This is a genomic window from Pseudomonas sp. R3-41 (genome assembly GCF_054161485.1).
This window is the reverse complement of the sequence record NZ_CP096421.1, coordinates 4,217,079-4,242,237: the sequence shown is the minus strand read 5'-3', so window position 1 is coordinate 4,242,237 and position 25,159 is coordinate 4,217,079. Positions and strand designations below refer to the sequence as shown.

Here is a 25,159-nt window from a genome sequence, read left to right as displayed (position 1 = left end):
AGCGCGCATTAAAGGGAGCGGCCCCCGGGGAAGTCTTTCACCTGCCTGCCAAGGAGTTGACCCAGGCCGCCAGCGTGGCGGTGTTGGCAGGCAGCAACAAAACCACCGGCAGACATGGGCAAGACGCCTGGGGCGGGGCGGCGCAGAGTAAGGCTGCACGCAACGCCGTTTCGATCAGGGACCGGTTGGGGAAGGCATGATCGCCGGGTCCTGGACGGCTGTGGCATCCATACTAAAAATGCGCTTTCGAGGACCTTGCACCATGTCGATCAATGACAGGCTCACCGAGCACTTGAACCGGGGTTCGGTGGGTTTTCCCACCGCGTTGGCCAGCACCATTGGCCTGATCATGGCAAGCCCCGTGATTCTCACCGCGACCATGGGCTTTGGCATCGGCGGCAGCGCCTTTGCCATGGCGATGCTGATCGCCGTGGTGATGATGCTGGCCCAGGCGACGACGTTCGCCGAGGCCGCGTCGATTCTTCCCACCACCGGCTCGGTCTATGACTACATCAACTGTGGCATGGGCCGTTTCTTCGCGATTACCGGCACCTTGTCGGCCTATCTGATTGTCCATGTGTTCGCCGGCACCGCCGAGACCATCCTGGCCGGGGTCATGGCCCTGGTGAACTTCGAGCACCTCAACACCCTGGCCGAATCGGCGGGCGGTTCCTGGTTGCTGGGCGTGGGCTTCGTGGTGGTGTTTGGGGTGCTCAATGCGTTCGGCGTCAGCGCCTTTGGCCGGGCGGAGATCATCCTGACATTCGGCATGTGGACCACCCTGATGGTGTTCGGCGTGTTGGGCCTGATCGCCGCGCCGGCGGTGGAGCTGGAGGGCTGGTTTGGCGCCTCCGTGGTGGGCACCGATCTGGTCACGGTGTTGTCGTTGGTGGGCATGGCCATGTTCATGTTCGTCGGCTGCGAATTCGTCACGCCCCTGGCACCGGACCTGCGCAATTCCGCCCGGACCATGCCCCGGGCCATGATGCTGGGCTTGTTCAGCGTCGCCACCTGCATGTTCATCTACGGTGCGGCGATGAAGCGCCAGGTGGAAAACGTGCTGCTCGATGCCACCAGCGGCGTGCATCTGCTGGACACCCCCATGGCGATTCCGCGGTTCGCCGAACAGGTCATGGGCGATATCGGCCCGATGTGGCTGGGCATCGGCTTTCTGTTCGCCGGTGCGGCGACCATCAACACCCTGATGGCCGGCGTGCCACGGATTCTCTACGGCATGGCGGTGGACGGCGCATTGCCGAAGGTCTTCACTTATTTGCATCCTCGCTTCAAGACGCCGTTGCTGTGCATCTTGGTGGCGATGCTGATTCCTTGCCTGCATGCGTGGTGGCTGGGCGGCAATCCCGACAACATCATGCACCTGGTGTTGGCGGCGGTGTGCGCCTGGAGTTTTGCCTACCTGCTGGTGACCGTGTCGGTGGTCAGCCTGCGGATTCGTCGCCCCGATCTGCCGCGGGCCTATCGCTCACCGTGGTTCCCGTTGCCGCAGATCCTGTCCAGTGTCGGCATTCTGCTGGGCATGTGGTTCATCACACCGCCCGGCATGAATCCGGCGGACATCTACGTGCCCTTCGCGGTGATGCTCGGCGGCACCGCGGCGTACGCCTTGTTCTGGACCCTGGTGGTGCAGAAGGTCAATCCATTCAAGCCAGCGTTGGTGGAAGACGTACTGGCCAAGGAGTTTTCCCATGAGCCAGGGCAACCTGCGGGCGAGTTTGTCGACCCTGCTGCAAAAGCTGTCTGAGGTATTCAGCGCCCAGCGCGCCCCGGCCGGTTATCGGCCCGGGGTGACCTTGGAACATGTGCGGCGCAACCTCGCATTGGCGCGATTCGAGGTCACAGGCCCGACCGTCGCCACGGCAGTCACCGACGACGGCAGCTTGCAGTTGGAAGTTGTCGAGCGCACCGAATCGCAGTTGTTGATGCACCTGGTGATGACCGAATTCGTGCTACGCGTGCCTGCTTCCCGAGAGGGCACGGCGCGCCTGGAGTTGCACCACGGCGGGGCTGTCCGGCGCAGCGGCATTCGTTGTCGGCAGCGAGACGGGCGCAGTGACCTGGCGGCCAGGGTGCAGGCGGCCGTGGAGAAGGACCGCGTGTTGTATCAGGCCCTCATGCCGCTGGATTTCAAGCGGCTGCGCATCGATCTGCAGGGCCGCCAGTGGTGCGTGCGCCTGGAACACATGGGCGGTAGCGAAGTGGTCAATCGCATGCCGGCCTTTCGTCGTTATATCCCGTTGAGCCGCGAGCAGCGCGGCGTCCTGCTGGCGACCTTGAGCGGCCTGCAGCGGGTATTGGCAACGCTCTGATTCTGTTGTGCTGTCCTGGCATTATTCCTGCTACTGCTCTGGCGATCAGGTACTTGTTGCGTGCATATAGATAACATGTTAACTATTGCCGCACAAAAACAAAAAGCCACTGCGGAGAATGCCATGAGCATGCAACAGGTTGGGCAGGACGGTCTGGACACCTGGAACCGGGATCTGCGGGCGACTTGCGGCCACTTCGATACCGAGCTGGCCTTCAATCGCGCGCTGTTCATTGGTGAAGTGTCGAATTTTCATCGGGGAGGCCTTGCCCTCGCCAACCTGCGGACCAATGCCGGTAACATCAAGCGTCACTCCCCCAACGCCGATCATGATGATGACCAGGATTGCCTCCTGGTCAGCCAGCGCAGCGGTTACTGCCGCATTACCCAGAACGGCCGGAGCATCCAGTTGGCGCCCGGTGAATTGTTGTTGATGGATTCGGCAGGCGCGCTTGAGATCACCCCGTTCGGCCTGATCGAGCACGCGGTGCTGTCCTTGTCTCGCCAGGACGTGTCGCGGCAACTGGGCGGGGAAACCAAGACCTTTGGCAAGGTTTCGTCCAGCAAGGCGTGTGGGCGGATGCTGCATGTATTGATGGATCAACTGTGCAAGGACACACCGGACGGCGAGGGCGCGGCGGGCGAGGGTGAAGCCTTGCACAGTGCCTTCGTTTCTCTGTTGGGCTCGGCCCTGGAACAGGGTAGCGATGGTCGTGACGAAGGGGTGGCGTTGCAGGGCAGCCATTTGCGCAGCTATGTCCAGAAGGTCATCGACGAATCACTTACCCAGCCAGGCCTCAGCCCCGTGGGCCTGGCCAATCGGCTGAATATTTCGGTGCGGCATCTGTATCGTTTGTTCGAAGAACAGGATGACAGCGTGTGTCGCTACATCCAGCGAGCCCGGCTCAAGCGCAGCGCCGATGACCTGATCAACCCGTTCCTGCGGGACGAGTCCATTACCTCGATCGCCTACAAGTGGGGCTTCACCGATTCGGCGCATTTCAGCCGTTCGTTCAAGAAGCAGTTCGAGCAGTCGCCCAAGGCGTTTCGTTCCAGTCGTTTGCAGGTGGGGCAGGGGGTGGCTTGAGTGGATATATCCAATGGCTTTGCAGTCTGACCCACCGCTTTCGCGAGCAAGCCCGCTCCCACAAAGGGGGTTGTGATGAGCAGGATTTGTGAATGACATTGGAAAGTGTGGGAGCGGGCTTGCTCGCGAAGGCGGCGGTACATTCACCACCTCAGCTAGGTACCGCTCCCATAGGTTCAAACCTCCGGCAAAGTCGAACCCCCATCCACCACCAACGTCTGCCCAGTCACATAGCCAGCCAGGCTCGACGCCAGGAACAACATGGCCCCGGCGATGTCGCTCGGTTGGCCCAAACGACCCAGCGGTACTCGGCGGGCGATGTCCTGGTTGACCTCGTCGTCGCCCAGGTTGGCCATGGCCGGTGTGGCGATCATGCCCGGTTCAACCCCGTTGACGCGGACATTCTCGGCCGCCAGTTCCAGCGCGGCGTTGCGAATGAAACCATTGACCCCGGCCTTGGAGGCCGCGTAGTGGCTGAGCCCCGGATACGCCACCCGCGGGCCGGTGACCGAGGAGGTCACCAGCACGCAGCCCCGGCCCTGGCGCCGGAACATCGGCAATGCGGCCTGGGTCAGCCAGAACAGCGCCGACAGGTTCACCGCCAGCGTTCGTTGCAGTATCGCCGGGGTGATCTCGGCGAACGGCGTCAGCGGAAAATACCCGGCGTTGTGCACCAAGGTATCCAGCCGCCCCAAGCGTTGTTCCAGCGCAGACATCATGTCGAAGATCGCCGTCGCGTCGGCCAGGTCAACCGCCACCGCTTGCACCTGACAGCCCACGGCGGTCAATTCGCCGGCCACTGCTTCGGCCCGGGCCAGGCCCAGGTCGGCAATCACCACGCGGGCTCCGCGCAGGGCAAACGCTTCAACGATGGCCCGGCCAATACCTTGTGCGCCGCCCGTGACCAGTACGGTCTGGCCGCTGAAATCCAGATCGTCAGGCATCGCGGGCCTCCATCCGGCTGAAGGCCAGGGTCGGCACGTCGACGATGCTGGAGCCGCCATCGGCCACCAGCGTCGCCCCGGTGATGATCGACGCATCAGGCGAGGCCAGGAAACGGCAGACAATGGCGATTTCCTCCGCGCTGGCCGGCCTGCGCAACGGCACGTCGGCGCAGACCCGGTCGTAGGCCTGCTGCAACGTTTCGCCATGGAACTGCATCAATGCCTGCATTTCTTCATCGGCCATGGGGGTGCGCACCCAGCCTGGGCAGACCGCATTGACCCGTACGCCGTGAGGCCCGTAATCCCTTGCCAGAGAGCGGTTGAGGCCGAGCAACGCATGCTTGGCGGTGGTGTAGCCGCACACGTGGGGGCCTGCCGCCAATGACGCGATGGAGGCGATCAGCACGATGTTGCCGGCGCTTTCCTGCAACAGAGGCAGGCACGCCCGGGCGCTGTAGAAAGCGCTGTCGAGATTGCTGCGCAGGGCGGCTTCCCAGGCCGATGGCTGAGTCTCGGTGGCGCTGCCCATGCCCAAGCCGCCGGCACAGGCCAGCAACACGTCGAGTCGGCCGTAACGCGCGTGAATCTGCTCGATGAAGCTGTCCCAGGTGCTCGGGCAGGCCGCATCGCCCACCAACACCAAGCCACCGATGTCCTCGGCGAGTGCTTCCAGGGGTTCGCGGCGGCGGCCGATCAGCACCAGGTTGGCGCCTTCGCCGGCATACAGCCGGGCGCAAGCGGCGCCGATGCCGGTGCCGGCACCGGTGATCACCACGGTGCGTGAGTCAGGCATCGGGATACTCCGTCTGATTGAGCACTTGGCAGTAGGAACTGACCGGGAAATTGGAAAGCTCATCGAACGCCGCGCCGGCGTAACCGAAGATCTTGCCGTCGCTGCGGTGCTGTTGCAGGTCGATCAGTACCAGGCCCAGGGTCGGGATGATCTTTTCCCGCCAGACGAAGAGGTACAACTGGTCGGCGATCTTGTAGGTGTCGCAGCGATCGGTGTCGCACAGGCCTTGTTCAACGCCCTTCAGGCACTGCCAGGAGTAGAACTGGTCGTTGAGGTAAATGTGTTCGTAGACTTCGCTCGGGCTGTAGCGATACAGGTTGCGCAGCCCCACCAGTTCGGTGGTCGGCGCGTGCGGACACAGGCCAGGCTGCCAGGGACGGTCGAGGCTGCCGTGGAGGAACTGCGCTTGAACCGAGGTCAGTGGCTTGCCGGCCAATGCGCGGTGGTAGAGGCCTTCGCCGGTCTGTTCCTGGCTGGGCATGCGGCCGATCACGGCGGTGAACGCGGCGTTGGCGGTATCGAGCACCAGGCTTATCGACGACGTCAGCTCGCCTTCGCGCTTGATGAAGTCCACCAGGTACAGGCCCGGGCGCACCGAAGTGGCTCGGTAGGGCGCGGTGCCGCTGGAGTGCCCATCGGCGGCGTTCCAGGTCAGGGTGTCCTGCTCGAAGCGATGCTCGATCTGCCAGCCATTGGCGAAATGCAGGGTGAAGGTCTTGCCATCCAGGTCGGCCAGGTTGGGCAGGATGAAGGCTTCGGGGGCAAAGCCATCGGCCAGGGCGCCGACGGTGATCCAGTCTGAAGATGTGCTCATTGCAAGGCTCCGGTGGTTGAATTAACCACTCGGATCATGAGGCGCCGGGCAACGGCGGCCTATCAACCGAATGGTTGATCAGAGGAACAGCGCGCTGACCAACTCGGTGCGGCTGCTCACACCGACTTTGCGGAAGAGGTGGATCAGGTGAGTCTTGATGGTCGGCAAACCCACCTCCAGTTCCCGGGCCAATTGTTTGTTGCTGACGCCTTGGCGCAGCAGCCAGGCGATCTGGCGCTCCTTGGGTGTCAGGTCGGCCAGCGCGTCCTCATGAGCCGGCAAATGGGCCACGGCCAGTTGCAGCAAGGCCTGCAACGCGCTGAGTTGGCTCAACTGCTGAGGGGTGAAGATGCCTTGCTCTGCGGTGCGCAGTAACGAAATAGCCGCTTGCGGCTGACCGTCGCGATGGGCAAAGACTTCCACCACATCGACCACACCGTAGCGTTGCAGGAAGTCGCGATAACGATGGTTGTCCCGCAGCGGTTGGCGGGCCATCGCCAGGCCCAACGGCACCACGGCCAGTTCGCTGGGCGCACAGCGGCGCGGGTGCAGCGGGTCGAACTGTCGGTAGTTGTCCAGGTAGTCGCGGTGCATCTCGCCGCTCATCCCATGGAGGCTGAAGTCATGGACCTGCAGGTGCCGATCCACGCAGTAGAACGCCGCCCGGCTGACCGGGACCAGTTGGGTGAAGGCGTGCAGGCACTGGCCGGCGATGTCCTGGGTCGGGATGACGTTCATGGTCGCAACCTTCGCAAGTGGGCTGCCGGTGGGGCCGGCAGCCCTGTCCGGTCAGGCTACCGCGAAGTAGTGCTTGACGAAACTTTCGCTGACCACTTCCCACAGCACCGGCGTGCCCTTGGTCACGAACCAGCTGTCGCCGGCCTTGTAGCGGGTGCTCTGGCCGGTGGCCTCGTCGGTGAGGACCACTTCACCGGTGACCACGGTGGCTTGTTCGGCGAACGGGTAGACCATCCGGAACTTGCCTTGGGTGGTGCCGAAGTAGGCGCTGCTGACCGGGTCGGTGGGGGCGCCGAAGGTCATCTTGCCGAAGGCCTTGACCTCGCCTTCGAGAATCTGCGAGCCGAGATCGGCGACGGTGCCCCAGGCGTCCAGGTCGGACAGCTGGATGTCTTTTTCGAGGGTGATAAGGGGCATGGCAGTGACTCCTGATGAGTGAAAAGCAGAGGGTATGTATGTCTAGTTCCGGTCAGTGAAACCACTGAATCTGTGGGAGCGGGCTTGCTCGCGAAGACGGCGTACCAGTCGACATCAATGCTGCTTGACCCACCGCTTTCGCGAGCAAGCCCGCTCCCACAGGGTTTTTGCTTAGCTGATTGGCATCTGACCGTCAGCGCCGGCCATTCCAGTAGCCCGACAGCTGATGCCAGGACTTGCCGGCCGTCAGCAGCAACGGACGAATGGCGTCTTTGCCAATGATGGTCGGGCGGTGGATCGAGCTGACCAGGTCGTAGCGCGCCGAACCTTCGCTCATGCCTTCGGCCAGCACCTTGCAGATGATGTGGCTCGGCGTGACGCCAAAGCCTGAGTAACCTTGGACGAAAAACGCGTTGCTGCGCCCGGGCAGGGTGCCGATCTGCGGGAACAGGTTCGGGCTGCAGGCCATCGGGCCGCCCCAGGCCAGGTCGATCTTCACGTCCTTGAGGTACGGGAAGATCTTCAGCATCAGGCGCCGGTTCCAGGCCTTGAGATCCTGGGGGATGTGTTCCACCAACGGCGTCGCGGCACCGAACAGCAGGCGGTTTTCGTTGGTGACGCGGTAATAGTCGATCACCGGGCGAATGTCGCTGTAGGCGCCGCGAATCGGGCTGATGCGCTGGATCAGTTCGTCCGACAACGGCTCGGTCATCATCTGGAAGGCGTAGGTGTTGATGGTCGAGCGGTGCAGTTCCGGTTCCAGTTTGTTGAGGAAACTGTCGCAGGCCCAAAGCAGCTTGCTGGCCCTGACCGAGCCGCGCCCGGTGCGCACGGTGATGCGCTCGCCATAGCTGACTTCCAGGGCCGGGCTGTTCTCGAAAATCCGCACGCCGTGGCTGACCACCGCCTTGGCTTCACCCAGCAACAGGTTCAGCGAGTGCACATGTCCGCCGCCCATGTGCAGCAACGCGCTGCCGTAGGCTTTGGAACCGATGATCTGCTGCACGTCGGAGCCGCCAAGGAAGCGGATCTCGTGCTTGCTGTTGATCGACTTGAAATCTTTTTCCCAGGCCCGCAGGGTTTTTTCCTGGCGGGCGTTGAAACCCATGTAGCCGTAACCGTGGCAGAAATCGGCATCGATGGCGTACTTGGCGATGCGGTCCTTGATGATGTCGGCACCCAGGTCGCTGATCTCGAAGACTTGGCGCAAGCCGTCCTCACCCACGTCCTTCTTGATCTTTTCCAGGTCATGACCGATGCCGGCCATGATCTGCCCGCCGTTGCGCCCGGTGCCGCCGAACCCAAGGTAACGCGCCTCCAGCACCACGATGTTGGTGATGCCTTTTTCAGCAAGTTCCAGCGCAGTATTGATGCCGGAGAAACCACCGCCAATGATCACGACGTCGGCGTCCACGTCCTGTTCCAGCGTGGGGAAGCTGAGGTTGTATTTCTTGGTGGCCGTGTAATAGGTGGGCGTTTCGATAGTGATCATGACGCAACCTGACAAAGTGAAAGAGAACGCCGTTGCCACGCCTACGCAAGGCTTGGCAAGGGATGGCCCTATTAAGAGCCTTGGCAGGGCGCTTGTCTTGATCATCCGTGCCGAGGGATTTGACCGAGGGCGCCACGGAGGCCGAAGCCTGCCCCATGAAAAGTACAATCTTGGATCTGGAAGGTGCATTTTTCACCTGCCCGCGATTGCCCATACTGGACCGGCCTTAATCACTGATCCCGCTGTTTGTGCGCCCCGGGTTGCCGGGCAAAGGCGGGAACGGCAGACGCCAATAATAAAAGAGCCCGTCCATGAAAAAGCCAAACCCGCTGCTCGAAGACCTCAAGCCCCTCCTGCCGGCCATTGCCGCAAACGCCTTCCAGGCGGAGAAAGACCGTAGCGTGCCCGCCGAAAATATCGCCTTGCTCAAGAGCATCGGCATGCACCGGGCCTTCCAGCCCAAACCCTATGGTGGCCTGGAGATTTCCCTGCCGCAGTTCGCCGATTGCATCGCGCTGTTGGCCGGTGCCTGTGCCAGCACGGCCTGGGCCATGAGCCTGTTGTGCACCCACAGCCATCAGTTGGCAATGTTCCCGGCCAAGGCCCAGGAGGAAATCTGGGGTGATGACCCGGATGCCACCGCCAGCAGCAGCATTGCACCGTTTGGCCGCACCGAAGAGGCCGACGGCGGTGTGATGTTCAGCGGTGAAATGGGCTGGAGCAGCGGCTGCGATCATGCCGAATGGGCGATCGTGGGGTTTCGCCGCAAAAACGCCGAAGGCACCCAGGACTATTGCTTTGCGGTGCTGCCGCGCAGCGACTATGACATTCGCGATGACTGGTTCGCGGTGGGCATGCGCGGCAGTGGCAGCAAGACCTTGATCATCGACAACGCTTTCGTGCCGGAACACCGGATCCAGAAAGCCAAGGACATGATGGAAGGCAAGTCCGGTGGATTCGGCCTCTACCCGGACAGCAAGATTTTCTACTCGCCGTACCGGCCGTACTTCGCCAGTGGTTTCTCCACGGTCAGCCTGGGCGTGGCGGAGCGCATGCTGGAGGTCTTTCGCGAGAAAACCCGCAACCGCGTGCGGGCCTACACGGGCGCGGCCGTCGGTGCCGCCACCCCGGCATTGATGCGCCTGGCCGAGTCTACCCATCAGGTGGCGGCGGCCCGTGCTTTCCTGGAAAAAACCTGGCAGGAGCACGCCGAACACGGCGAGCGCCACGCGTACCCCAGCCGGGAAACCCTGGCGTTCTGGCGGACCAACCAAGGCTACGCCACCAAGATGTGCATCCAGGCCGTCGACCGCTTGATGGAGGCGGCCGGCGGCGGCGCCTGGTTCGAGAGCAACGAGTTGCAACGGCTGTTCCGCGACGCCCACCTGACCGGGGCCCATGCCTACACCGACTATGACGTCTGCGCGCAGATCCTCGGTCGTGAGCTGATGGGGCTCGATCCCGATCCTTCCATGGTTTGACCGCGTGTCCCTAGAACAATAATCGAGGCCGTCCCTTGAGGCGGCCGGGAGTCTTGCATGTCCAGTCTTTGTGATACCACTTTCGACACCCGCGCGTTCCGCCGGGCCCTGGGTAACTTCGCCACCGGCGTGACCGTGGTCACCGCCGCCACTGAAGATGGCCGCAAGGTCGGGGTGACGGCCAACAGTTTCAACTCGGTGTCCCTGGATCCACCGCTGATCCTGTGGAGCATCGATAAGCGCTCCAGCAGCCACGACGTGTTCGAGGCCGCCAGTCATTTCGCGGTGAACGTGTTGGCCGCCGACCAGATCGACCTGTCAAACAACTTCGCGCGACCTAAGGATGATCGCTTCGCTGAAATCGAATTCGAGGCCGGCGAAGGCGGTGCCCCGGTGTTTGTGGACTGCTCGGCGCGTTTTCACTGCGAAAAATTCCAGCAGGTCGATGGTGGCGATCACTGGATCATGATCGGCAAGGTCGTGGCCTTTGATGATTTCGGCCGTTCGCCGTTGCTCTACCACCAGGGCGCCTACTCGATGGTCTTGCCTCACACACGCATGACCAAACGGGAAGAGGGCCAGTCCCCCAGCAGCCATTTCCAAGGCCGCTTGAGCCACAACCTGTATTACCTGATGACCCAGGCGCTGCGAGCCTACCAGGCGAGCTACCAGCCGCGTCAGTTGTCCACCGGCTTGCGCACCAGCGAAGCGCGGATGTTGATGGTGCTGGAGAACGACGCCGGGCTGAACCTGTGTGACCTGCAGCGGGAAGTGGCAATGCCGGTGCGCGAGATCGAAGAAGCCGTGGCCAACCTCAAGCGCAAGGGCCTGGTGAGCGATGAAGGCGAGCGGGTACGCCTGACGGTCAAGGGCATCGATGAGACTGAGGGGCTCTGGGCGATTGCCAAGGAACAGCAGGATAAGGTGTTCGGCCAGTTCAGCGAGGAACAGGTCGAGCATTTCAAGCAAGTGCTCAAGGGAGTGATCAAGGGCGCTTGAGTTTGCAGCGATACTGAGCGCTTCGCTGTGGTGAGGGAGCTTGCTCCCGCTGGGCCTGTAGGAGCTGTCGAGCGGAGCGAGGCTGCGATCTTTTTCCAGACATTTGAACCTCGAGCGAAAGATCAAAAGTTCGTCCGAACGCGGCCCGAGCGTTCGCCAGCTCCTACAGAGCCCAGCGGGAGCAAGCTCCCTCGCCACAAGGGCCATCGCTTGATCTAGATTCTGTGAACGGAGCGTCCGGCATGGGTTGGAAGCTGTTAATATTTAGTTAACTCATTAACTAAATCTTCTCGCGAACCTAACCCATGCCTCAGCCGCGCCAATCCTTGACCCTGACCCTGCTCCAGGCCCGCGAAGCGGCCATGGGTTTTTTCCGGCCTTCCCTCAACCAACACGGCTTGACCGAGCAGCAATGGCGGGTCATCCGTATCCTTAGCCAGCACGACGAGCTGGAAATTAATCGCCTGGCCGAACTGGCCTGCATCCTCAAGCCCAGCATGACCGGGGTATTGGTGCGCATGGAAGCGGCGGGCATGGTGGTGCGGCGCAAGGCCGAACAGGATCAGCGACGGGTGCTGGTGCGCCTGGCGCCGCAAGGGCAGGCGAGCTTCGATTCGATGAGCCAGAGCATGGAAGCGAACTATCAGCGTTTGCAGGAAAAACTGGGGGAAGAAAAATTGCAGACGTTGCTGGGGTTGCTCAATGAGCTGAAGGCGATCAGGCGCTGAGACCGCCAAGTGGAGCTAGCTTTTGTGGCGAGGGAGCTTGCTCCCGCTGGGCCGCGAAGCGGCCCCAACGCTATTGCCTGAAACTCTGCGGCGGCTGATCCAGGGGCTGCTGCGCAGCCCAGCGGGAGCAAGCTCCCTCGCCATAGAGATTGGTGTGTCAGTACACGCCGCCAACCGTCGGCTTTGGTGTGCCCTTGAACGTCGCCGCCAGTGTCTGCAAGCCCCGCATCAACACCGTCGTATCCACGCCCACCGCGACAAACGCCGCGCCTAGCTCGAGGTAACGCCGGGCCAGTTTTTCATCGGCGCTGAGAATCCCGGCAGCCTTGCCGGCCTGGCGGATGCGGGCGATGGCGTCTTCGATGGCCGCTTGCACATCCGGGTGACCGGGGTTGCCGCGAAACCCCATGGACGCGCTCAGGTCCGCCGGGCCGATGAAGACCCCATCCACACCGTCCACCGCGGCAATGGCATCCAGGTTGGCCAGGCCCTCGCGGCTCTCGATCTGCACCAACAGGCACATCTGTTCATCGGCCTTGTCGAGGTAGCCGGGGATGCTGTTCCAGCGGGACGCCCGGGCCAGCGCACTGCCGACACCGCGGACACCGTGGGGCGGGTAGTGGATGGCACGCACCAGTTCGCGCGCCTGGTCGGCGCTTTCCACCATCGGCACCAGCAAGGTTTGCACGCCGATATCGAGCACTTGCTTGATCAGCGCCGTGGCGCCGATCACCGGGCGTATCACCGGCTGGCTGGGGTAGGGGGCCACGGCCTGGAGCTGGCCGAGCAGAGTGCGCAAGTCGTTCGGCGCGTGTTCGCCGTCGATCAGCAGCCAGTCGAAGCCGGCATTGGCCGCCAGCTCCGCACAGTAGGCATCGGCCAACCCCAGCCAGAGGCCGATCTGTGCTTCGCCGCTGCGCAGGCGTTGCTTGAAGGTATTGATGGGCATGTCCATGAGACGGTCTCCGATCAGACGAAACGGCAGGCGATGGAACCGAGCATGTCGTAGTCGACATGGAAGGTATCGCCGGGGTTGGCGGCCACGGGGCGGGTGAAGGAACCGCCGAGGATGATCTGTCCCGGTTGCAGGGTGACGTCATAGGCCGCCAGCTTGTTCGCCAGCCAGGCCACGCCTTTGGCCGGGTGATTGAGCACCGCCGCCGAGACGCCGGATTCTTCGATCACGCCGTTGCGGTAGAGCACCGCCGGCACCTTGCGCAGGTCGATCTCGGTCGGGCGCACGGCACGACCGCCCATGACCACCCCAGCATTGGCGGCGTTGTCGGAAATGGTGTCGAAGACCTTGCGGGTCGCCTTGGTGTGTGGGTCGACCTGCTGGATGCGCGCGTCGATGATTTCCAGCGCCGGGATCACCCATTCGGTGGCGTCGAGCACGTCGAACACCGTTACGTTCGGGCCTTTCAACGGCTTGCCGAGGATGAACGCCAGTTCCACTTCCACCCGTGGCACGATGAAACGCTCGAACGGGATGTCGGTGCCTTCATCGAAAAACATGTCGTCGAGCAGCGCGCCGTAGTCCGGCTCGGTGATGTTCGACGACACCTGCATGGCCCGGGAGGTCAGGCCAATCTTGTGGCCGACCAGCTTGCGCCCGTCCTTGATCTTTTGCGCGACCCAGGCGCGCTGGATGGCGTAGGCGTCCTCAAGGGTGATTGCCGGGTGGTCGAGGGAAAACTGTCGCACCTGCTCACGGGTGCGTTCGGCCTGGTCGAGGCGCGCGGCGGCTTGCTGGATGAAGGTCTGGTCAAGCATGGCAAGGGTCTCTTATTGAGGATTGACGATGGCAGCCCGGGTGCGCAGCACCAGCAAGCCGCCAAGGGCGATGAGCAGGGCCAGCACGTACAGGGCGAGGCTGGCGCTCTGGGTGGTGTCGCGCATCCAGCCGATCAAGTAGGGCGCAAAGAATGAGGCGATGCTGCCAAAGGAGCTGATCAGCGCGATGCCGGCGGCCTGGGTGCCGTTGGACAGGAAGGCTGGCGGCAGTTGCCAGAACATCGGCAACGCCGCACTGGCGCCCATGCCGGCGACGATCAGGCCGCTGAGCACCAGGGTCGGGTTGCCAGGGGAAAGCCCGGCGACCGCGATGCCCAGCGCGGCCATCAACAGCGGCACGCACAGGTGCCAGCGGCGTTCGCGATGGCGGTCGGAGGAGCGCCCGCAGCCGATCATGAAGAAGCAGCCGGCCAGATAGGGCACCGCGCTGAGCAGCCCGACCTTGCCGTCGCTGCCGATGCCAGCACCGTGGATCAGGGTCGGCATCCAGAAGGCCAAGGTGTTCACCGCCAGCATCACGGCGAAGTACACCGCCACCAACAACCAGACTTGGGGGTTGTTGAGAATCGCCGAGAACGAGGTGATGGATTTGCGCTGCTCTTCAAGGCTCAGTTGTTCGCGCAGCTGTTGCTTGGCCTGGGGTGTCAGCCAGTTGACCGCCTCGAAACTGTCCGGCAGGCACTTGAGCACAACCAAGCCGAGCAGGATCACCGGCAGCCCTTCGATGACGAACATCCACTGCCAGCCGCGCAGGCCGCCAAGGTCATGGAAATGCTCGAGAATACCGCCGGACAAGGGCCCGCCAATCACCCCGGCCATTGGCACCGCGATAGCAAACAACGCCGTCACCTGGGCCCGGCGCCGGGCCGGATACCAGCGGTTGAGAAAGACGAGGATGCCGGGAAAGAAACCGGCCTCGGCCACGCCCAGCAGAAAGCGCAGCACGTAGAAACCGGCGGCGCTTTCGATGAGGAACATGCCGGTGGACAAGGCGCCCCAGACTACCATCAGGGTAGCGATCCAGCGCCGCGGGCCGACCCGGTCCAGGGCCATGTTGCTGGGCACGCCAAACAGCGCATAGGCGATGAAGAACAGGCCGGCGCCGAAGCCGTAGACCGTGTCGCTGAACTGCAGGTCGGCGCTCATCTGCATCTTCGCGAAGCCGATGTTGATGCGGTCCAGGTGGGCGAAGAGGTAACAGACCAGCAGCAGCGGCATCAGCCGCCAGGTGATGGTGGCATGGGTGCGGTCGTGGGCGATGGTGCCGACAGTGTCGGCGGTATTGGCTGTGCTCATGATCTTGTACTTTTTGTCAGAGAGGCCGATGGGGAGAGCGGGGCAGATGGATTCAGCTGGCCTGACCCTTGAGGAAGGCGTGGACGTTGTTGGCCTTGAAGTTGAGTTGTTCGTGCAGCTCGATCATCTCGAACGACAGGGCCAGCAGGCGTTGCGCCTGGAGTTCGGCGAAGTGCGCAGTGATGGCCTCGAAGAGTTTTTCCGCGACTTTCTGGCGGGTGGCCAGGTCGCGACCGTGGCCGACTTTCAAGGTCATGTGCACGAAGGCGTAGTCATGCTTGCCGTCGGCCATGCGCCAGGTGTCCAGGCGTACGCCGCGGCTGCGGATGCCGCCCAGGGGGAACACGCCGCTGTCGCCCAGCACGGCATGGACCTTTTCGAACAGGCCGGGCAGGTCGGCTTGGCGTTCGATGTTGTCGGTGTATTCAGCGATGAAATGCGGCATGGGGCCTCCTGGGTCGGCAGTTTTGAGTTGTCAGCTGCAAGCGGCAAGTTGAGCGCGGTCAGCTTGTAGCTTGCGGCTTGCAGCTGCTCTATTCAGACTGGAAAAATGGCATTGATCTGTCCGGTGCCGGAGCTGCCGAACGGCTCGGTGATGATTTCGGCAGGCTTGTCGTAGTCCGGTCCGCCGAGCAGCCCCAGCAGCATCGCGGTGTCATGCATCTTGCCTTCGCCAAAGCAGTGTTCGGCGTAGTCCGGGAGCATGGCGCAGAACTCTTTCCAGCGGCCCTGGCGCCACATGTCGACGACGTGCAGGTCCACCTGCTTGTCAAACTCTCGCGTCCAGTTGTGGATGTTGGCTTCGGCGTTGCGATCATCGGAGAAACGGTGGGACAACGAACCGGACGCCAGCACCAGCACCTTGCGATCGCTTTTTTCGATGGCCCGGCGCACCGCGGCGCCGAAGGCGAAGCTGTCTTGCAGGCGATGCCAGGCGCACCAGGCGGCAATGGACACGACGTTGAATTTCTGCGCTTGGGGGACATCCATGTGCATGTAGCGCATGGGCACTAGGGTGCCGTATTCCAGCTCCAGGCTTGGAATGTTGTGGGCCAGGGTGCGCACATCCACAGCATTGGCCTCGGCGGCGATCAGTTCGCCCAGTTCCGGCGCGCCTGCGTATTCGTACTCCATGTTCTTGATGAAGTGCGGTAGCTCGTTGCTGGTGTAGACGCCCTTGAAGTGCTCGCCGCTGTTGACGTGATAGGCGCTGTTGACCAGCCAGTGCACGTCGAACACCACGGCCGTGTCGGCGCCCAGCTCACGGGCGCGACGGCCGATTTCCTTGTGGCCGGCAATCGCGGCGGCGCGGCAACCGTGGTGCTTGCCGGGCAGCTCCGACAGGTACATCGAGGGAACGTGGCAGATTTTCGCAGCCAGGACGACTTCGCCCATGATGATTCTCCTGAAATGTTGTTCTTGTTGATCTTGAAACGGTGAATCAAGTCTTGCCGATGAGCGCTTGTGGCGAGGGAGCTTGCTCCCGCTCGATTGCGCAGCAATCGCCAGGAAAAAGCGGGGCCGCTTCGCAGCCCAGCGGGAGCAAGCTCCCTCGCCACAGGGTGTATCTCTTGCCGCAGATGCATCACCTGCTACAGAGGGATCACCCGATCTGGGTCACACCCCCCACCGCGGTATGTGATGACTGCCCATGGAGATGCAAACGTTCTTGATCTCGGCAAACACTTCAAAGCTGTACTGTCCGCCTTCGCGGCCGGTTCCGGAACCCTTTACGCCGCCGAAAGGCTGGCGCAGGTCGCGCACGTTCTGGCTGTTGATGAACACCATGCCGGCCTCGATGCCGTAGGCCAGGCGATGGGCCTTGCCGATGTCCTGGGTCCAGATGTACGAGGCCAGGCCGTATTCGGTGTCGTTGGCCAGCTGCAAGGCTTCGGCTTCGTCCTTGAACGGGATCAGGCACACCACCGGGCCGAAGATTTCTTCCTGGGCGATGCGCATCTTGTTGTTGACGTCGGCGAACACGGTCGGCTGGATGAACTGGCCGCGGCTCAAGTGCGCCGGCAAATTGGCCGGACGCTCCAGGCCACCGGCCAAGAGCGTGGCGCCTTCTTCGAGGCCGATCTTGATGTAGCCGGTGACCTTGTCGTAATGGCCCTGGGTGATCATCGAGCCGACCTGGGTCTTCGGGTCTTGCGGATCACCGACGATCAAGCGTTTGGCACGGGCGGCGAACTCGGCGACGAACTGCGGGTAGACGCTTTCCTGGATGAAGATCCGACTGCCAGCGGTGCAGCGTTCGCCATTGAGGGAAAAAATCGTGAACAACGCGGCGTCGAGGGCCCGTTCGAGGTTGGCGTCTTCGAAGATCAGCACCGGCGATTTTCCACCCAGTTCCATCGAGTACTTTTTCAACCCGGCGGTCTGCATGATTTTCTTGCCGGTGGCGGTACCGCCGGTGAAAGAAATCGCCCGCACGTCCGGATGACGCACCAGCGCATCGCCGGCCGTGGCGCCATAACCCTGGATCACATTCAACACGCCGTTGGGAATGCCGGCCTCGACCGCCAGGCGACCCAGTTCGTTGGCGGTCAACGGCGACAGCTCGGACATCTTCAGCACGGCCGTGTTGCCCAGCGCCAGGCATGGCGCGGTCTTCCAGGTCGCGGTCATGAACGGCACGTTCCAGGGGGAAACCAACGCGCAGACACCCACCGGCTGGTACAGGGTGTAGTTGAGCATCTGATCGTCGACCGGGTAGGTATGGCCGTCCATTCGCGTGCAGACTTCGGCAAAGAAATCGAAGTTGTGGGAAGCGCGCGGAATCAGCACGTTCTTGGTCTGGTGGATCGGCAAACCGGTGTCGAGGGTTTCCAGTTCGGCCAGCTTCGGCACGTTCTGCTCGATCAGTTCACCGAGCTTGCGCATCAGCCGGGCGCGTTCCTTGGCGGGGGTGTTGGCCCATTTCGGAAACGCTTCCTTGGCCGCCGCGACCGCTTGGGCCACTTCCTCGGCACCGCCGCTGGCGACTTCGCCGATGGCCTCCCCGGTGGCCGGGTTGTAGTTGACGAAGACGTCTTTGCTTTCGACCTCACGGCCATTGATCCAATGTTTGATCATGCTGCTCAAGCCTCTTTACGGGATGCGAAGAACTCGGCTTCGCTGACAATTCGATTGACCAGGCGACCGACGCCTTCCACTTCCACCACCACTTCGTCACCGGGCACCACGTCCGCCAGGCCTTCCGGCGTGCCGGTGGCGATCATGTCGCCGGGCTGCAGGGTCATGAAGCTGGACAGGTATTCGATCAGGTAGGGGATGTCGAAAATCATGTCCTTCGTGCTGCCTTCCTGGCGCAGCTCGCCGTTGATCCAGGTGCGCAGCGTCAGGTTGCTCGGGTCCGGCACATCGGCCACATCGACGATCCAGGGGCCGACGGGCGTGGTCGCGTCACGGTTCTTCACCCGCAGGTTGGGGCGGTAGTAGTTTTCCAGGTAATCGCGGATCGCGTAGTCGTTGCACACGGTGTAGCCGGCCAGGTAGCCCAGCGCATCCTCGCGCTTGACGTTGCGCGCGGCTTTGCCGATGACCGCCACCAGCTCGCACTCGTAATGCATGTAGGCGACATTGTCGGGACGCCAGGTTGCCTGGTTGTGGCCGGTGTAGGTGCCAGGCGACTTGATGAATGCCAGGGGTTCGGTCGGCGGCTTGAACGCCAGTTCGGCGGCGTGATCGGCGTAGTTCAGGCCCAGGGCGAACATGCTGCCGGTGGCCGGTGGCAGCCACTGGACCTGGTCCTCGGCCAGCAGGCGACCGTCGGCCAGGCGTACGGCATTGTGGGCTTCAACGGTGACGGCGTGATCCTGACCTGCAAAACGAATGCGCGCGTGTTTCATGAACCTGCTCCTGTTTCCTCGGCCACGACGGTATTGACCAGGCGACCCAGGCCGCTGATGGCCACTTCGACGCGATCGCCGGGCAGCACATCGACCCGCCCCTCAGGCGTGCCGGTGATCAGCACATCGCCGGCATGCAGAGTCATGAACTCGCTGATCTCGGCAATCAACTGGGGAATGTTGCGCACGAAGTTGGCCGTGCTGTTTTGCTGGCGGACCTCGCCATTGACGTACAGCGTGATCGCCAGGCTGTGGGGGTCGGCCACCTGGGCGCTCGGCACCAGTTCCGGACCGATGGCGCAAAAGCCGTCCCGGCACTTGGCCTTGACGGCGGGGCGGTAATAGCTGTCTTCCGGGAGGCTGAATTCATTGACGACGGTGTAGCCGGCCACGTAGTCCATGGCCTCGGCGGCGCTGACGCGGCTGGCCGATTTGCCTATCACCACGCCAAGGGCCGGTCCTGGTTGCAGCGTTTCGCCGCCACCTGGGTGAACCACATCGGCGTCGTGCCGGTTGCGGGTATTGGGCGTCTTGATGAACAGCACGGGCTTGAGCGGCGGCTTCTGGTAGGGCGGTTGCTCGAACTCGGCGAGGCGCTGTTTCAGCAGCCCCTGGTAGTTCAGCGCGACCCCGAACAGGGTGCCGGTCGCGACGTCATGCAGGGCACGGCTCATGCTTGTCTCCTGGCGATGGCAGAGTGATGCGGGCTCTGCGGTTATTGTTAATGTGTTAACAGTTATAATTAAGATGTTAACTATCGTCAAGCGTGACAGAATGACCGGCACTGGTTGCCTTGCCGGATTCGGTGCAGGATGAGGGCGGCAGGTACCTGAATCAGAATAAAAACGAGCACTGCGTGATGACCGAGCGCCAGCCGATCCCGAACATCAACATTGGTCAGGTGTACGACCAGCGTTACAGCGATGCCGAAGTGCATTACGACCGCCTCGCCAACCTGGCGGGTTTTTTCGGCCGTAACATGCCGGTGCATCGCCACGACCGGTTCTTCCAGGTGCACTACGTCAAGAGCGGCACCGTGCGGGTGTACCTCGATGACCAGCAATACGTCGAATCCGGCCCGATGTTTTTCCTCACCCCGCCGACCATTCCCCATGCCTTCGTGACCGAGGCCGACAGCGACGGGCATGTGCTGACGGTGCGCCAACAACTGGTATGGCAGTTGATCGACGCCGATCCGAGCCTGGCGCCGGCTGGCGTGCAACTGCCGGCCGCCTGCGTGGCCTTGGCGCAACTGGGGCCTGGACAGGCAGGGGAGGTGCGGCGGTTGGAATACTTGTTCGAGGAACTGAGCGAGGAAGTAGTGGCGGGGCATCCGGGGCGTAGCGCGGCGCTGGATGGGTTGACGCGTTTGATCATGATCAGCTTGCTGCGCTTGTGTTCCAACTCCCTGGAAGCCAGGCCCGCGCGGCATGAAGACCTGAAGATCTTTCACCGCTTCAATGAGCTGATCGAGGCCCATTACCTGCAGCATTGGCCGCTGTCGCGCTACGCCGAAGGCATCGGCGTGACCGAGGCGCGCCTCAACGACGTGTGTCGACGCATCGCCGATTTGCCCTCCAAGCGCCTGATCATGGAGCGGCTGATGCAGGAGGCCAAGCGCCTCTTGTTGTTCACCGGCAGCTCGGCCAATGAAATCTGCTACCAGCTCGGCTTCAAGGATCCGGCGTATTTCAGCCGCTTTTTCCAGCGTTACGCCCAACTCACGCCGGGGGAGTATCGCCAGCGGCAATCGGGGTTGCGCTGAAAACGCAGCCGTACTTTATGCAGATAGTCCCGTGGCGAGGGAGCTTGCTCCCGCTGGGCTGCGCAGCAGCCCCAAGACCATTCGACACGGTGTACCAGGCGAGACTGACGACTGCTGCGCAGCCGAGCGGGAGCAAGCTCCCTCGCCACAGAAGCTCCCGAGAGACTTTGCTTCTTGCGGCAGCCTGGAGACGACACTAAGCTGCCGACTCGCCCATTCACACAGTTCGAACATGGCCAATCCCAGACCCTCTTTGACCCTGACCCTGTTGCAAGCCCGCGAAGCGGCGATGGCTTTTTTTCGTCCGGCGCTGAACCAGCATGACCTCACGGAACAGCAGTGGCGAGTGATCCGCATCCTCCATCAGCAAGGTGAGTTGGAAAGCCACCAGCTCGCCCATCAGGCCTGCATTCTCAAGCCGAGCATGACCGGTGTGCTCAGTCGCCTGGAGCGTGACGGGTTGGTGCGTCGGCAGAAATCCAGCCAGGACCAGCGTCGGGTCTTCGTGGGCCTGACCGAGCGTGGCCAGCAATGTTTCGTGTCCATGAGCGAGGGCATGGAAAGCAATTACCGGCGGATCGAAGAGCAATTTGGCGAGGAGAAGATGCAGCAATTGCTCGCGTTGCTCGGTGAGTTGAAGAACATCAAGCCATGAGTCATGAGTCATGAGGCTTGAGTTTTGGGCCAGTAAGGCTTGAGTTTCTGAGTTTCTGAGTTTCTGAGTTTCTGGGCTTTTGTGGCGAGGGAGCTTGCTCCCGCTCGACTGCGAAGCAGTCGCAAAGCTCACCTGAACGCGTGGGAGTGGGCAGGGGGCTGCTACGCAGCCCAGCGGGAGCAAGCTCCCTCGCCACAGAAGCGCTTCCTTCACACCGGGCTGCGTTCACGCAGCTCCTGCAACCGATCAGCACCACCCTCTGCCACGCGATTCTGGCTCAAACGATCGGAACCACCTTCAGCCACGCGATTCTGGCTCAAACGATCGGAACCACCTTCAGCCACGCGATTCTGGCTCAAACGATCGGAACCACCTTCAGCCACGCGATTCTGGCTCAAACGATCAGAGCCGCCTTCAGCCAGTTGATGCTCAGCCTGGGCCGGGTCGTTCTTTGCCGAGGCAGCGTTCGCCAGGCCGACACCGCCAACCAGTGCCAGGGCGATTGCCAAGGACGACAGTTTCGAGAAGTTGAACATGGTGATTCTCCTTGCGTTTGATTGAGTAAGTCCGTGGCAGCGAAGGTGTTGCTGTCCGGTGATCACAGTTAAACGCGCAGATGTATCGACGATGTGTGCGAGGCGGGGGCGAAATCTGTCGTTTCGTATCAAGCCGTGCTTCCTATACAGAGCGATACAAATCCTGTTGAGGCATGGGGAGGCGAGGCGCTGCCGAGTGCTCGACGAGCTGAAAAACCGTGAATTGTCTGGTCGATAATCGCACGCTTTGCGGTGTATCCCTGCGTGGGTTATTGACCAAACTAACCGGGTGGTACATTTTAGCGGCACCTGTCTTGTCCCACGTGGCCGAGACCATAATAAAAATAGAGGAACATCCCATGGCAGTCCGTCTGCGAGCGTCCCGCGCCGTCTCCTTGATCCATCTTTCAAGTGCACCGTCCAGCCTTCCAGGTTTGATTCGCTAGCGACCCACGTTGTTGCGGTCTTATCGCGCCAGCGGGATGTCGGCGCTCGACAAGCTCGGAGTTTTCAAGATGACAAAAGTCGTGGATCTGTATTTCAAGCTGCTGAAGCTGCTGATCGTGGTGTGCATGGTCGCGATGATCGCGCTGGTGTTCGGCAATGTGGTGCTGCGCTATGCCTTCAACTCGGGCATCAGTGTGTCGGAGGAGCTGTCGCGCTGGTTCTTTGTCTGGATGATTTTTCTCGGTGCCCTGGTGGCGCTCAAGGACCGTGCCCACCTGGGCATGGACAGCCTGGTCAAGCGCTTGCCGGCGGCAGGCAAGCGTATTTGCCTGGTCATCAGTCACCTTTTGATGTTGTACATCTGCTGGCTGATTTTCAGTGGCTGTTGGCAACAGGCAGCGATCAACCTGAATGTCGTCGCCCCGGCGTCAGGATTGTCCATGTCGCTGTTCTACGGTGCCGGCCTGGTGTTCGGCGCCAGTGCCGCAGCGATCCTGCTTTACGAGCTCTACCTGGCGCTGTTCGGCAAGCTGGGGGATGACGAGTGGGTGATGGTCAAGGACAACGACGCAGAGCTGATCACCCATAACGCCACCGCCCCTGACCCCATCAAGAGTACCCACCCATGACACTGGTTATTTTTCTCGGGTCCCTGATAGGCAGCATGGCCCTGGGCATGCCCATTGCGTTTGCCTTGCTGGTGGTCAGCGTGGCGTTGATGGTTTACCTGGACCTGTTCGACGCGCAAATCATTGCCCAGAACCTGCTCAACGGCGCGGACAGCTTCCCGCTGATGGCCGTGCCGTTCTTCATGCTGGCCGGCGAAATCATGAACGTCGGCGGGCTGTCCAAACGCATCGTCAACATCGCCATGGCACTGGTGGGGCACAAGCGCGGCGGTCTGGGCTACGTGGCGATCATCGCCTCCTGCCTGCTGGCGTCGCTGTCCGGTTCGGCCGTGGCCGATGCGGCGGCATTGGCGGCGTTGCTGGTGCCGATGATGGTGTTGGCCGGGCACAATCGGGCACGCTCGGCGGGTTTGATTGCTGCCGGCGGCATTATCGCGCCGATCATTCCGCCGAGCATTGGCTTCATTGTCTTTGGCGTGGCGTCCGGGGTATCGATTTCCAAATTGTTCCTGGCCGGCATCGTGCCGGGAATCATGCTCGGGGTGGCGCTCGCCATTGCTTGGTGGTTCGTCTCCCGCAGCGAGAATGTCGAGACGCCACCCAAGCAATCCCGCGCCGAGGTCCTGCGGGCCTTGGTGGAGGGCAGCTGGGCCATGGGCTTGCCGATCATCATTATTTTCGGCCTTAAATTCGGCATTTTCACCCCGACGGAAGCGGCAGTGGTGGCGGCGGTCTATTCGCTATTCGTCTCCCTGGTGATCTACCGGGAAATGAAAGTCAGCCAGTTGTATGGGGTAATCCTGTCTTCGGCCAAGACCACCTCGGTGGTGATGCTGCTGGTCGCCGCCGCCATGGTTTCTTCCTGGCTGGTGACCATTGCCGACTTGCCGGGTCAATTGGCGGCGGTGCTTGAGCCGTTCATGGATAGCCCGACCCTGCTGTTGGTGGTGATCATGCTGATGATCATCCTGGTTGGTACGGTCATGGACATGACGCCAAGCATCCTCATCCTCACACCGGTGCTTATGCCGGCGATCACCCAGGCGGGCATCGACCCGGTCTACTTTGGCGTGTTGTTCCTGATCAACACGGCCATCGGCCTGATTACCCCACCTGTGGGTACTGTGCTCAATGTGGTGAGCGGCGTTTCCAAGCTCAATATCGAAGAAATCGTTCGCGGCGTGTGGCCGTTCCTGCTTGCGCAACTTGCGGTGCTGTTCCTGCTGGTCCTGTTCCCGCAATTGGTCCTGGGGCCGTTGAAATTCTTCACCGGCTGACCCCGGTGTTGGCTAGCTCGACCTTAAAAACAATAACGATCGGAGAGTGACATGGGAAAACTGATGAAAACCCTGCTGGCCGGGGCGTGCGCGACGGGCTTGCTGTTGGGCAACGTGGCCAGCCATGCGGATGAGATTCGCGAACGTACCCTGCGATTCGCCTTCCAGAACGTCAAGGAACACCCCCAGGGCCAGGGCGCGCAGAAGTTCGCCGACCTGCTCAGCGAGAAGAGCGGTGGCAAGATCAAGGTCCGCCTGTTCCCTGGCGGTACGCTGGGCGGTGACGTGCAAACGGTGTCGGCGTTGCAGGGCGGCACCCTGGACATCACCGTGCTCAACTCCGGCATCCTGGCCGCCCAGGCCCCGGATTACGCCATGCTCGATTTCCCGTTCCTGTTCAACAACGTCGAGGAAGCCCATGCGGTCATCGATGGACCGGTCGGGCAGAAACTGGCGGCGCAACTGGACAGTAAAGGCCTGGTAGGGCTGGGTTATTGGGACCTGGGTTTTCGCAACCTGACCAACAGCAAGCACCCGGTGACCAAGCTGGAAGATATGCAAGGCTTGAAACTGCGTGTGATCCAATCGCCAATCTACCTGGAAACCTTTACCGCCCTGGGCGCCAACCCGGTGCCGATGGCGTTCCCCGAGGTCTACACCGGCCTTGAGCAGCACACCATCGATGGGCAGGAGAACCCTTTCACGGTGATTGAAGGCAACAAGTTCTACGAGGTGCAGAAGTATCTTTCCGTCACCGGGCACATCTTCAATCCGCAGTCGTTGATCATCAGCCAGAAAACCTGGAATCGCCTCAACGACGATGAAAAGGCAATGATTCGCGCGGCCGCGGCCGAGGCGCAGACATTCCAGCGTGAAGTCACGGCGGCGAGCATGGACAAGGCCAAGGCGACATTGGCCGCTGCGATGACCGTCAATGAAATCAGCCCCGCCGAGAAAGATCGCATGCGTGAGCGCGTGCAGCCGGTGATCGACAAGTTCGCCAAATCCCTGGATGGCGACCTGGTGAAAGCGATGTACGACGAAATCGCCAAGGTGCGGGCGGCGCAATGAGGTGAATGGGCCTGAC

The 25,159-nt window shown here is 62.0% G+C and carries 26 protein-coding genes; 11 read left to right on the top strand and 15 right to left on the bottom strand.

The features are described from left to right. Nucleotides 1-262 precede the first annotated feature (262 nt). The 3 genes from M1D99_RS18075 (at nt 263) to feaR (ending at nt 3,413) form a co-directional block, all read left to right on the top strand. Nucleotides 263-1,762, top strand: coding sequence for an APC family permease (locus M1D99_RS18075; RefSeq protein WP_434570840.1), 1,500 nt, complete (start codon nt 263-265; stop codon nt 1,760-1,762). Continuing rightward, nucleotides 1,707-2,327: a DUF3156 family protein gene (locus tag M1D99_RS18070; RefSeq protein WP_434570838.1), complete on the top strand. Its 621-nt coding sequence runs from the start codon at nt 1,707-1,709 to the stop codon at nt 2,325-2,327. The genes M1D99_RS18075 and M1D99_RS18070 overlap by 56 nt, the downstream gene beginning before the upstream one ends. A 123-nt stretch (nt 2,328-2,450) precedes the next feature. Then, a complete protein-coding gene (gene feaR / locus M1D99_RS18065) occupies nt 2,451-3,413 on the top strand; it encodes a transcriptional regulator FeaR (RefSeq protein ID WP_186707401.1) in 963 nt (320 codons plus the stop codon). Nucleotides 3,414-3,589: 176 nt separating this feature from the next. Here feaR and M1D99_RS18060 read toward each other — a convergent pair whose 3' ends face one another. The 6 genes from M1D99_RS18060 to M1D99_RS18035 form a co-directional block, all read right to left on the bottom strand. Beyond that, a complete protein-coding gene (locus tag M1D99_RS18060) occupies nt 3,590-4,357 on the bottom strand; it encodes an SDR family oxidoreductase (protein ID WP_434570836.1) in 768 nt (255 codons plus the stop codon). Then, complete coding sequence (locus tag M1D99_RS18055) at nt 4,350-5,150, bottom strand: SDR family NAD(P)-dependent oxidoreductase (protein WP_434570834.1); 801 nt, start codon at nt 5,148-5,150, stop codon at nt 4,350-4,352. Before M1D99_RS18055 ends, M1D99_RS18060 begins: the two co-directional genes overlap by 8 nt. Continuing rightward, nucleotides 5,143-5,964 carry a molybdenum cofactor biosynthesis F family protein gene (locus M1D99_RS18050; RefSeq protein ID WP_434570832.1) on the bottom strand — a complete coding sequence of 274 codons (822 nt, stop codon included), beginning with the start codon at nt 5,962-5,964 and terminating at the stop codon, nt 5,143-5,145. Before M1D99_RS18050 ends, M1D99_RS18055 begins: the two co-directional genes overlap by 8 nt. A 78-nt stretch (nt 5,965-6,042) precedes the next feature. Then, a complete protein-coding gene (locus M1D99_RS18045) occupies nt 6,043-6,702 on the bottom strand; it encodes a helix-turn-helix transcriptional regulator (protein ID WP_186707405.1) in 660 nt (219 codons plus the stop codon). A 51-nt stretch (nt 6,703-6,753) separates the two neighbouring features. Next, the gene (locus M1D99_RS18040) at nt 6,754-7,119 is read right to left on the bottom strand and encodes a cupin domain-containing protein (protein WP_046065473.1); all 366 of its coding nucleotides are present in this window, start codon (nt 7,117-7,119) and stop codon (nt 6,754-6,756) included. Between the two features lie 193 nt (nt 7,120-7,312). Continuing rightward, a complete protein-coding gene (locus M1D99_RS18035) occupies nt 7,313-8,611 on the bottom strand; it encodes an NAD(P)/FAD-dependent oxidoreductase (protein ID WP_186707406.1) in 1,299 nt (432 codons plus the stop codon). A 311-nt stretch (nt 8,612-8,922) separates the two neighbouring features. Here M1D99_RS18035 and M1D99_RS18030 point away from each other — a divergent pair, with 311 nt between their 5' ends. The 3 genes from M1D99_RS18030 (at nt 8,923) to hpaR (M1D99_RS18020) (ending at nt 11,819) form a co-directional block, all read left to right on the top strand. Beyond that, nucleotides 8,923-10,092 carry a p-hydroxyphenylacetate 3-hydroxylase oxygenase component gene (locus M1D99_RS18030; protein WP_434570829.1) on the top strand — a complete coding sequence of 390 codons (1,170 nt, stop codon included), beginning with the start codon at nt 8,923-8,925 and terminating at the stop codon, nt 10,090-10,092. Nucleotides 10,093-10,149: 57 nt separating this feature from the next. Next, a complete protein-coding gene (locus M1D99_RS18025) occupies nt 10,150-11,091 on the top strand; it encodes a p-hydroxyphenylacetate 3-hydroxylase reductase component (RefSeq protein ID WP_186730852.1) in 942 nt (313 codons plus the stop codon). Between the two features lie 305 nt (nt 11,092-11,396). After that, nucleotides 11,397-11,819 carry a homoprotocatechuate degradation operon regulator HpaR gene (hpaR, locus tag M1D99_RS18020; RefSeq protein ID WP_053184362.1) on the top strand — a complete coding sequence of 141 codons (423 nt, stop codon included), beginning with the start codon at nt 11,397-11,399 and terminating at the stop codon, nt 11,817-11,819. 157 nt (nt 11,820-11,976) lie between these two features. Here the strand turns inward: hpaR (M1D99_RS18020) and hpaI are convergent, their stop codons facing one another. The 8 genes from hpaI to M1D99_RS17980 all read right to left on the bottom strand — a co-directional run bounded on the left by hpaI (nt 11,977) and on the right by M1D99_RS17980 (nt 19,437). After that, nucleotides 11,977-12,774: a 4-hydroxy-2-oxoheptanedioate aldolase gene (hpaI, locus tag M1D99_RS18015; protein ID WP_434570824.1), complete on the bottom strand. Its 798-nt coding sequence runs from the start codon at nt 12,772-12,774 to the stop codon at nt 11,977-11,979. A 14-nt stretch (nt 12,775-12,788) separates the two neighbouring features. After that, nucleotides 12,789-13,592 (bottom strand): 2-oxo-hept-4-ene-1,7-dioate hydratase, encoded by an 804-nt coding sequence (gene hpaH / locus M1D99_RS18010; protein ID WP_434570822.1) that lies wholly within the window; start codon nt 13,590-13,592, stop codon nt 12,789-12,791. A gap of 12 nt (nt 13,593-13,604) precedes the next feature. Further along, nucleotides 13,605-14,909 (bottom strand): MFS transporter, encoded by a 1,305-nt coding sequence (locus M1D99_RS18005; RefSeq protein ID WP_186730908.1) that lies wholly within the window; start codon nt 14,907-14,909, stop codon nt 13,605-13,607. Nucleotides 14,910-14,961: 52 nt separating this feature from the next. After that, nucleotides 14,962-15,354 carry a 5-carboxymethyl-2-hydroxymuconate isomerase gene (locus tag M1D99_RS18000; RefSeq protein WP_458130545.1) on the bottom strand — a complete coding sequence of 131 codons (393 nt, stop codon included), beginning with the start codon at nt 15,352-15,354 and terminating at the stop codon, nt 14,962-14,964. Nucleotides 15,355-15,446: 92 nt separating this feature from the next. Further along, entirely contained in the window at nt 15,447-16,304 is an 858-nt protein-coding gene (gene hpaD, locus M1D99_RS17995) for a 3,4-dihydroxyphenylacetate 2,3-dioxygenase (RefSeq protein ID WP_186707414.1), read from the bottom strand. Nucleotides 16,305-16,526: 222 nt separating this feature from the next. Then, entirely contained in the window at nt 16,527-17,987 is a 1,461-nt protein-coding gene (hpaE, locus tag M1D99_RS17990) for a 5-carboxymethyl-2-hydroxymuconate semialdehyde dehydrogenase (RefSeq protein WP_434570820.1), read from the bottom strand. 5 nt (nt 17,988-17,992) lie between these two features. Then, nucleotides 17,993-18,763 (bottom strand): fumarylacetoacetate hydrolase family protein, encoded by a 771-nt coding sequence (locus M1D99_RS17985; protein WP_186707416.1) that lies wholly within the window; start codon nt 18,761-18,763, stop codon nt 17,993-17,995. Beyond that, nucleotides 18,760-19,437 carry a fumarylacetoacetate hydrolase family protein gene (locus M1D99_RS17980; RefSeq protein ID WP_434570818.1) on the bottom strand — a complete coding sequence of 226 codons (678 nt, stop codon included), beginning with the start codon at nt 19,435-19,437 and terminating at the stop codon, nt 18,760-18,762. The genes M1D99_RS17985 and M1D99_RS17980 overlap by 4 nt, the downstream gene beginning before the upstream one ends. 185 nt (nt 19,438-19,622) lie before the next feature. Here M1D99_RS17980 and hpaA point away from each other — a divergent pair, with 185 nt between their 5' ends. Then, complete coding sequence (hpaA, locus tag M1D99_RS17975; protein WP_186707418.1) at nt 19,623-20,528, top strand: 4-hydroxyphenylacetate catabolism regulatory protein HpaA; 906 nt, start codon at nt 19,623-19,625, stop codon at nt 20,526-20,528. A gap of 232 nt (nt 20,529-20,760) precedes the next feature. Next, nucleotides 20,761-21,183: a homoprotocatechuate degradation operon regulator HpaR gene (gene hpaR, locus M1D99_RS17970; protein WP_186707419.1), complete on the top strand. Its 423-nt coding sequence runs from the start codon at nt 20,761-20,763 to the stop codon at nt 21,181-21,183. Between the two features lie 209 nt (nt 21,184-21,392). Here hpaR (M1D99_RS17970) and M1D99_RS17965 read toward each other — a convergent pair whose 3' ends face one another. Continuing rightward, a complete protein-coding gene (locus M1D99_RS17965; protein WP_411384574.1) occupies nt 21,393-21,719 on the bottom strand; it encodes a phage infection protein in 327 nt (108 codons plus the stop codon). Nucleotides 21,720-22,234: 515 nt separating this feature from the next. On the opposite strand from M1D99_RS17965, the gene M1D99_RS17960 reads away from it, so the two are divergent. The 3 genes from M1D99_RS17960 to M1D99_RS17950 are packed head-to-tail and all read left to right on the top strand — an operon-like array spanning nt 22,235 to nt 25,143. Next, nucleotides 22,235-22,795, top strand: a complete 561-nt coding sequence (locus tag M1D99_RS17960; RefSeq protein WP_458130544.1) for a TRAP transporter small permease — start codon at nt 22,235-22,237, stop codon at nt 22,793-22,795. After that, nucleotides 22,792-24,072 carry a TRAP transporter large permease subunit gene (locus M1D99_RS17955; protein WP_186707422.1) on the top strand — a complete coding sequence of 427 codons (1,281 nt, stop codon included), beginning with the start codon at nt 22,792-22,794 and terminating at the stop codon, nt 24,070-24,072. Before M1D99_RS17960 ends, M1D99_RS17955 begins: the two co-directional genes overlap by 4 nt. Before the next feature lie 51 nt (nt 24,073-24,123). Then, nucleotides 24,124-25,143 (top strand): TRAP transporter substrate-binding protein, encoded by a 1,020-nt coding sequence (locus M1D99_RS17950; protein ID WP_458130543.1) that lies wholly within the window; start codon nt 24,124-24,126, stop codon nt 25,141-25,143. The last annotated feature ends 16 nt before the right edge of the window (nt 25,144-25,159 follow it).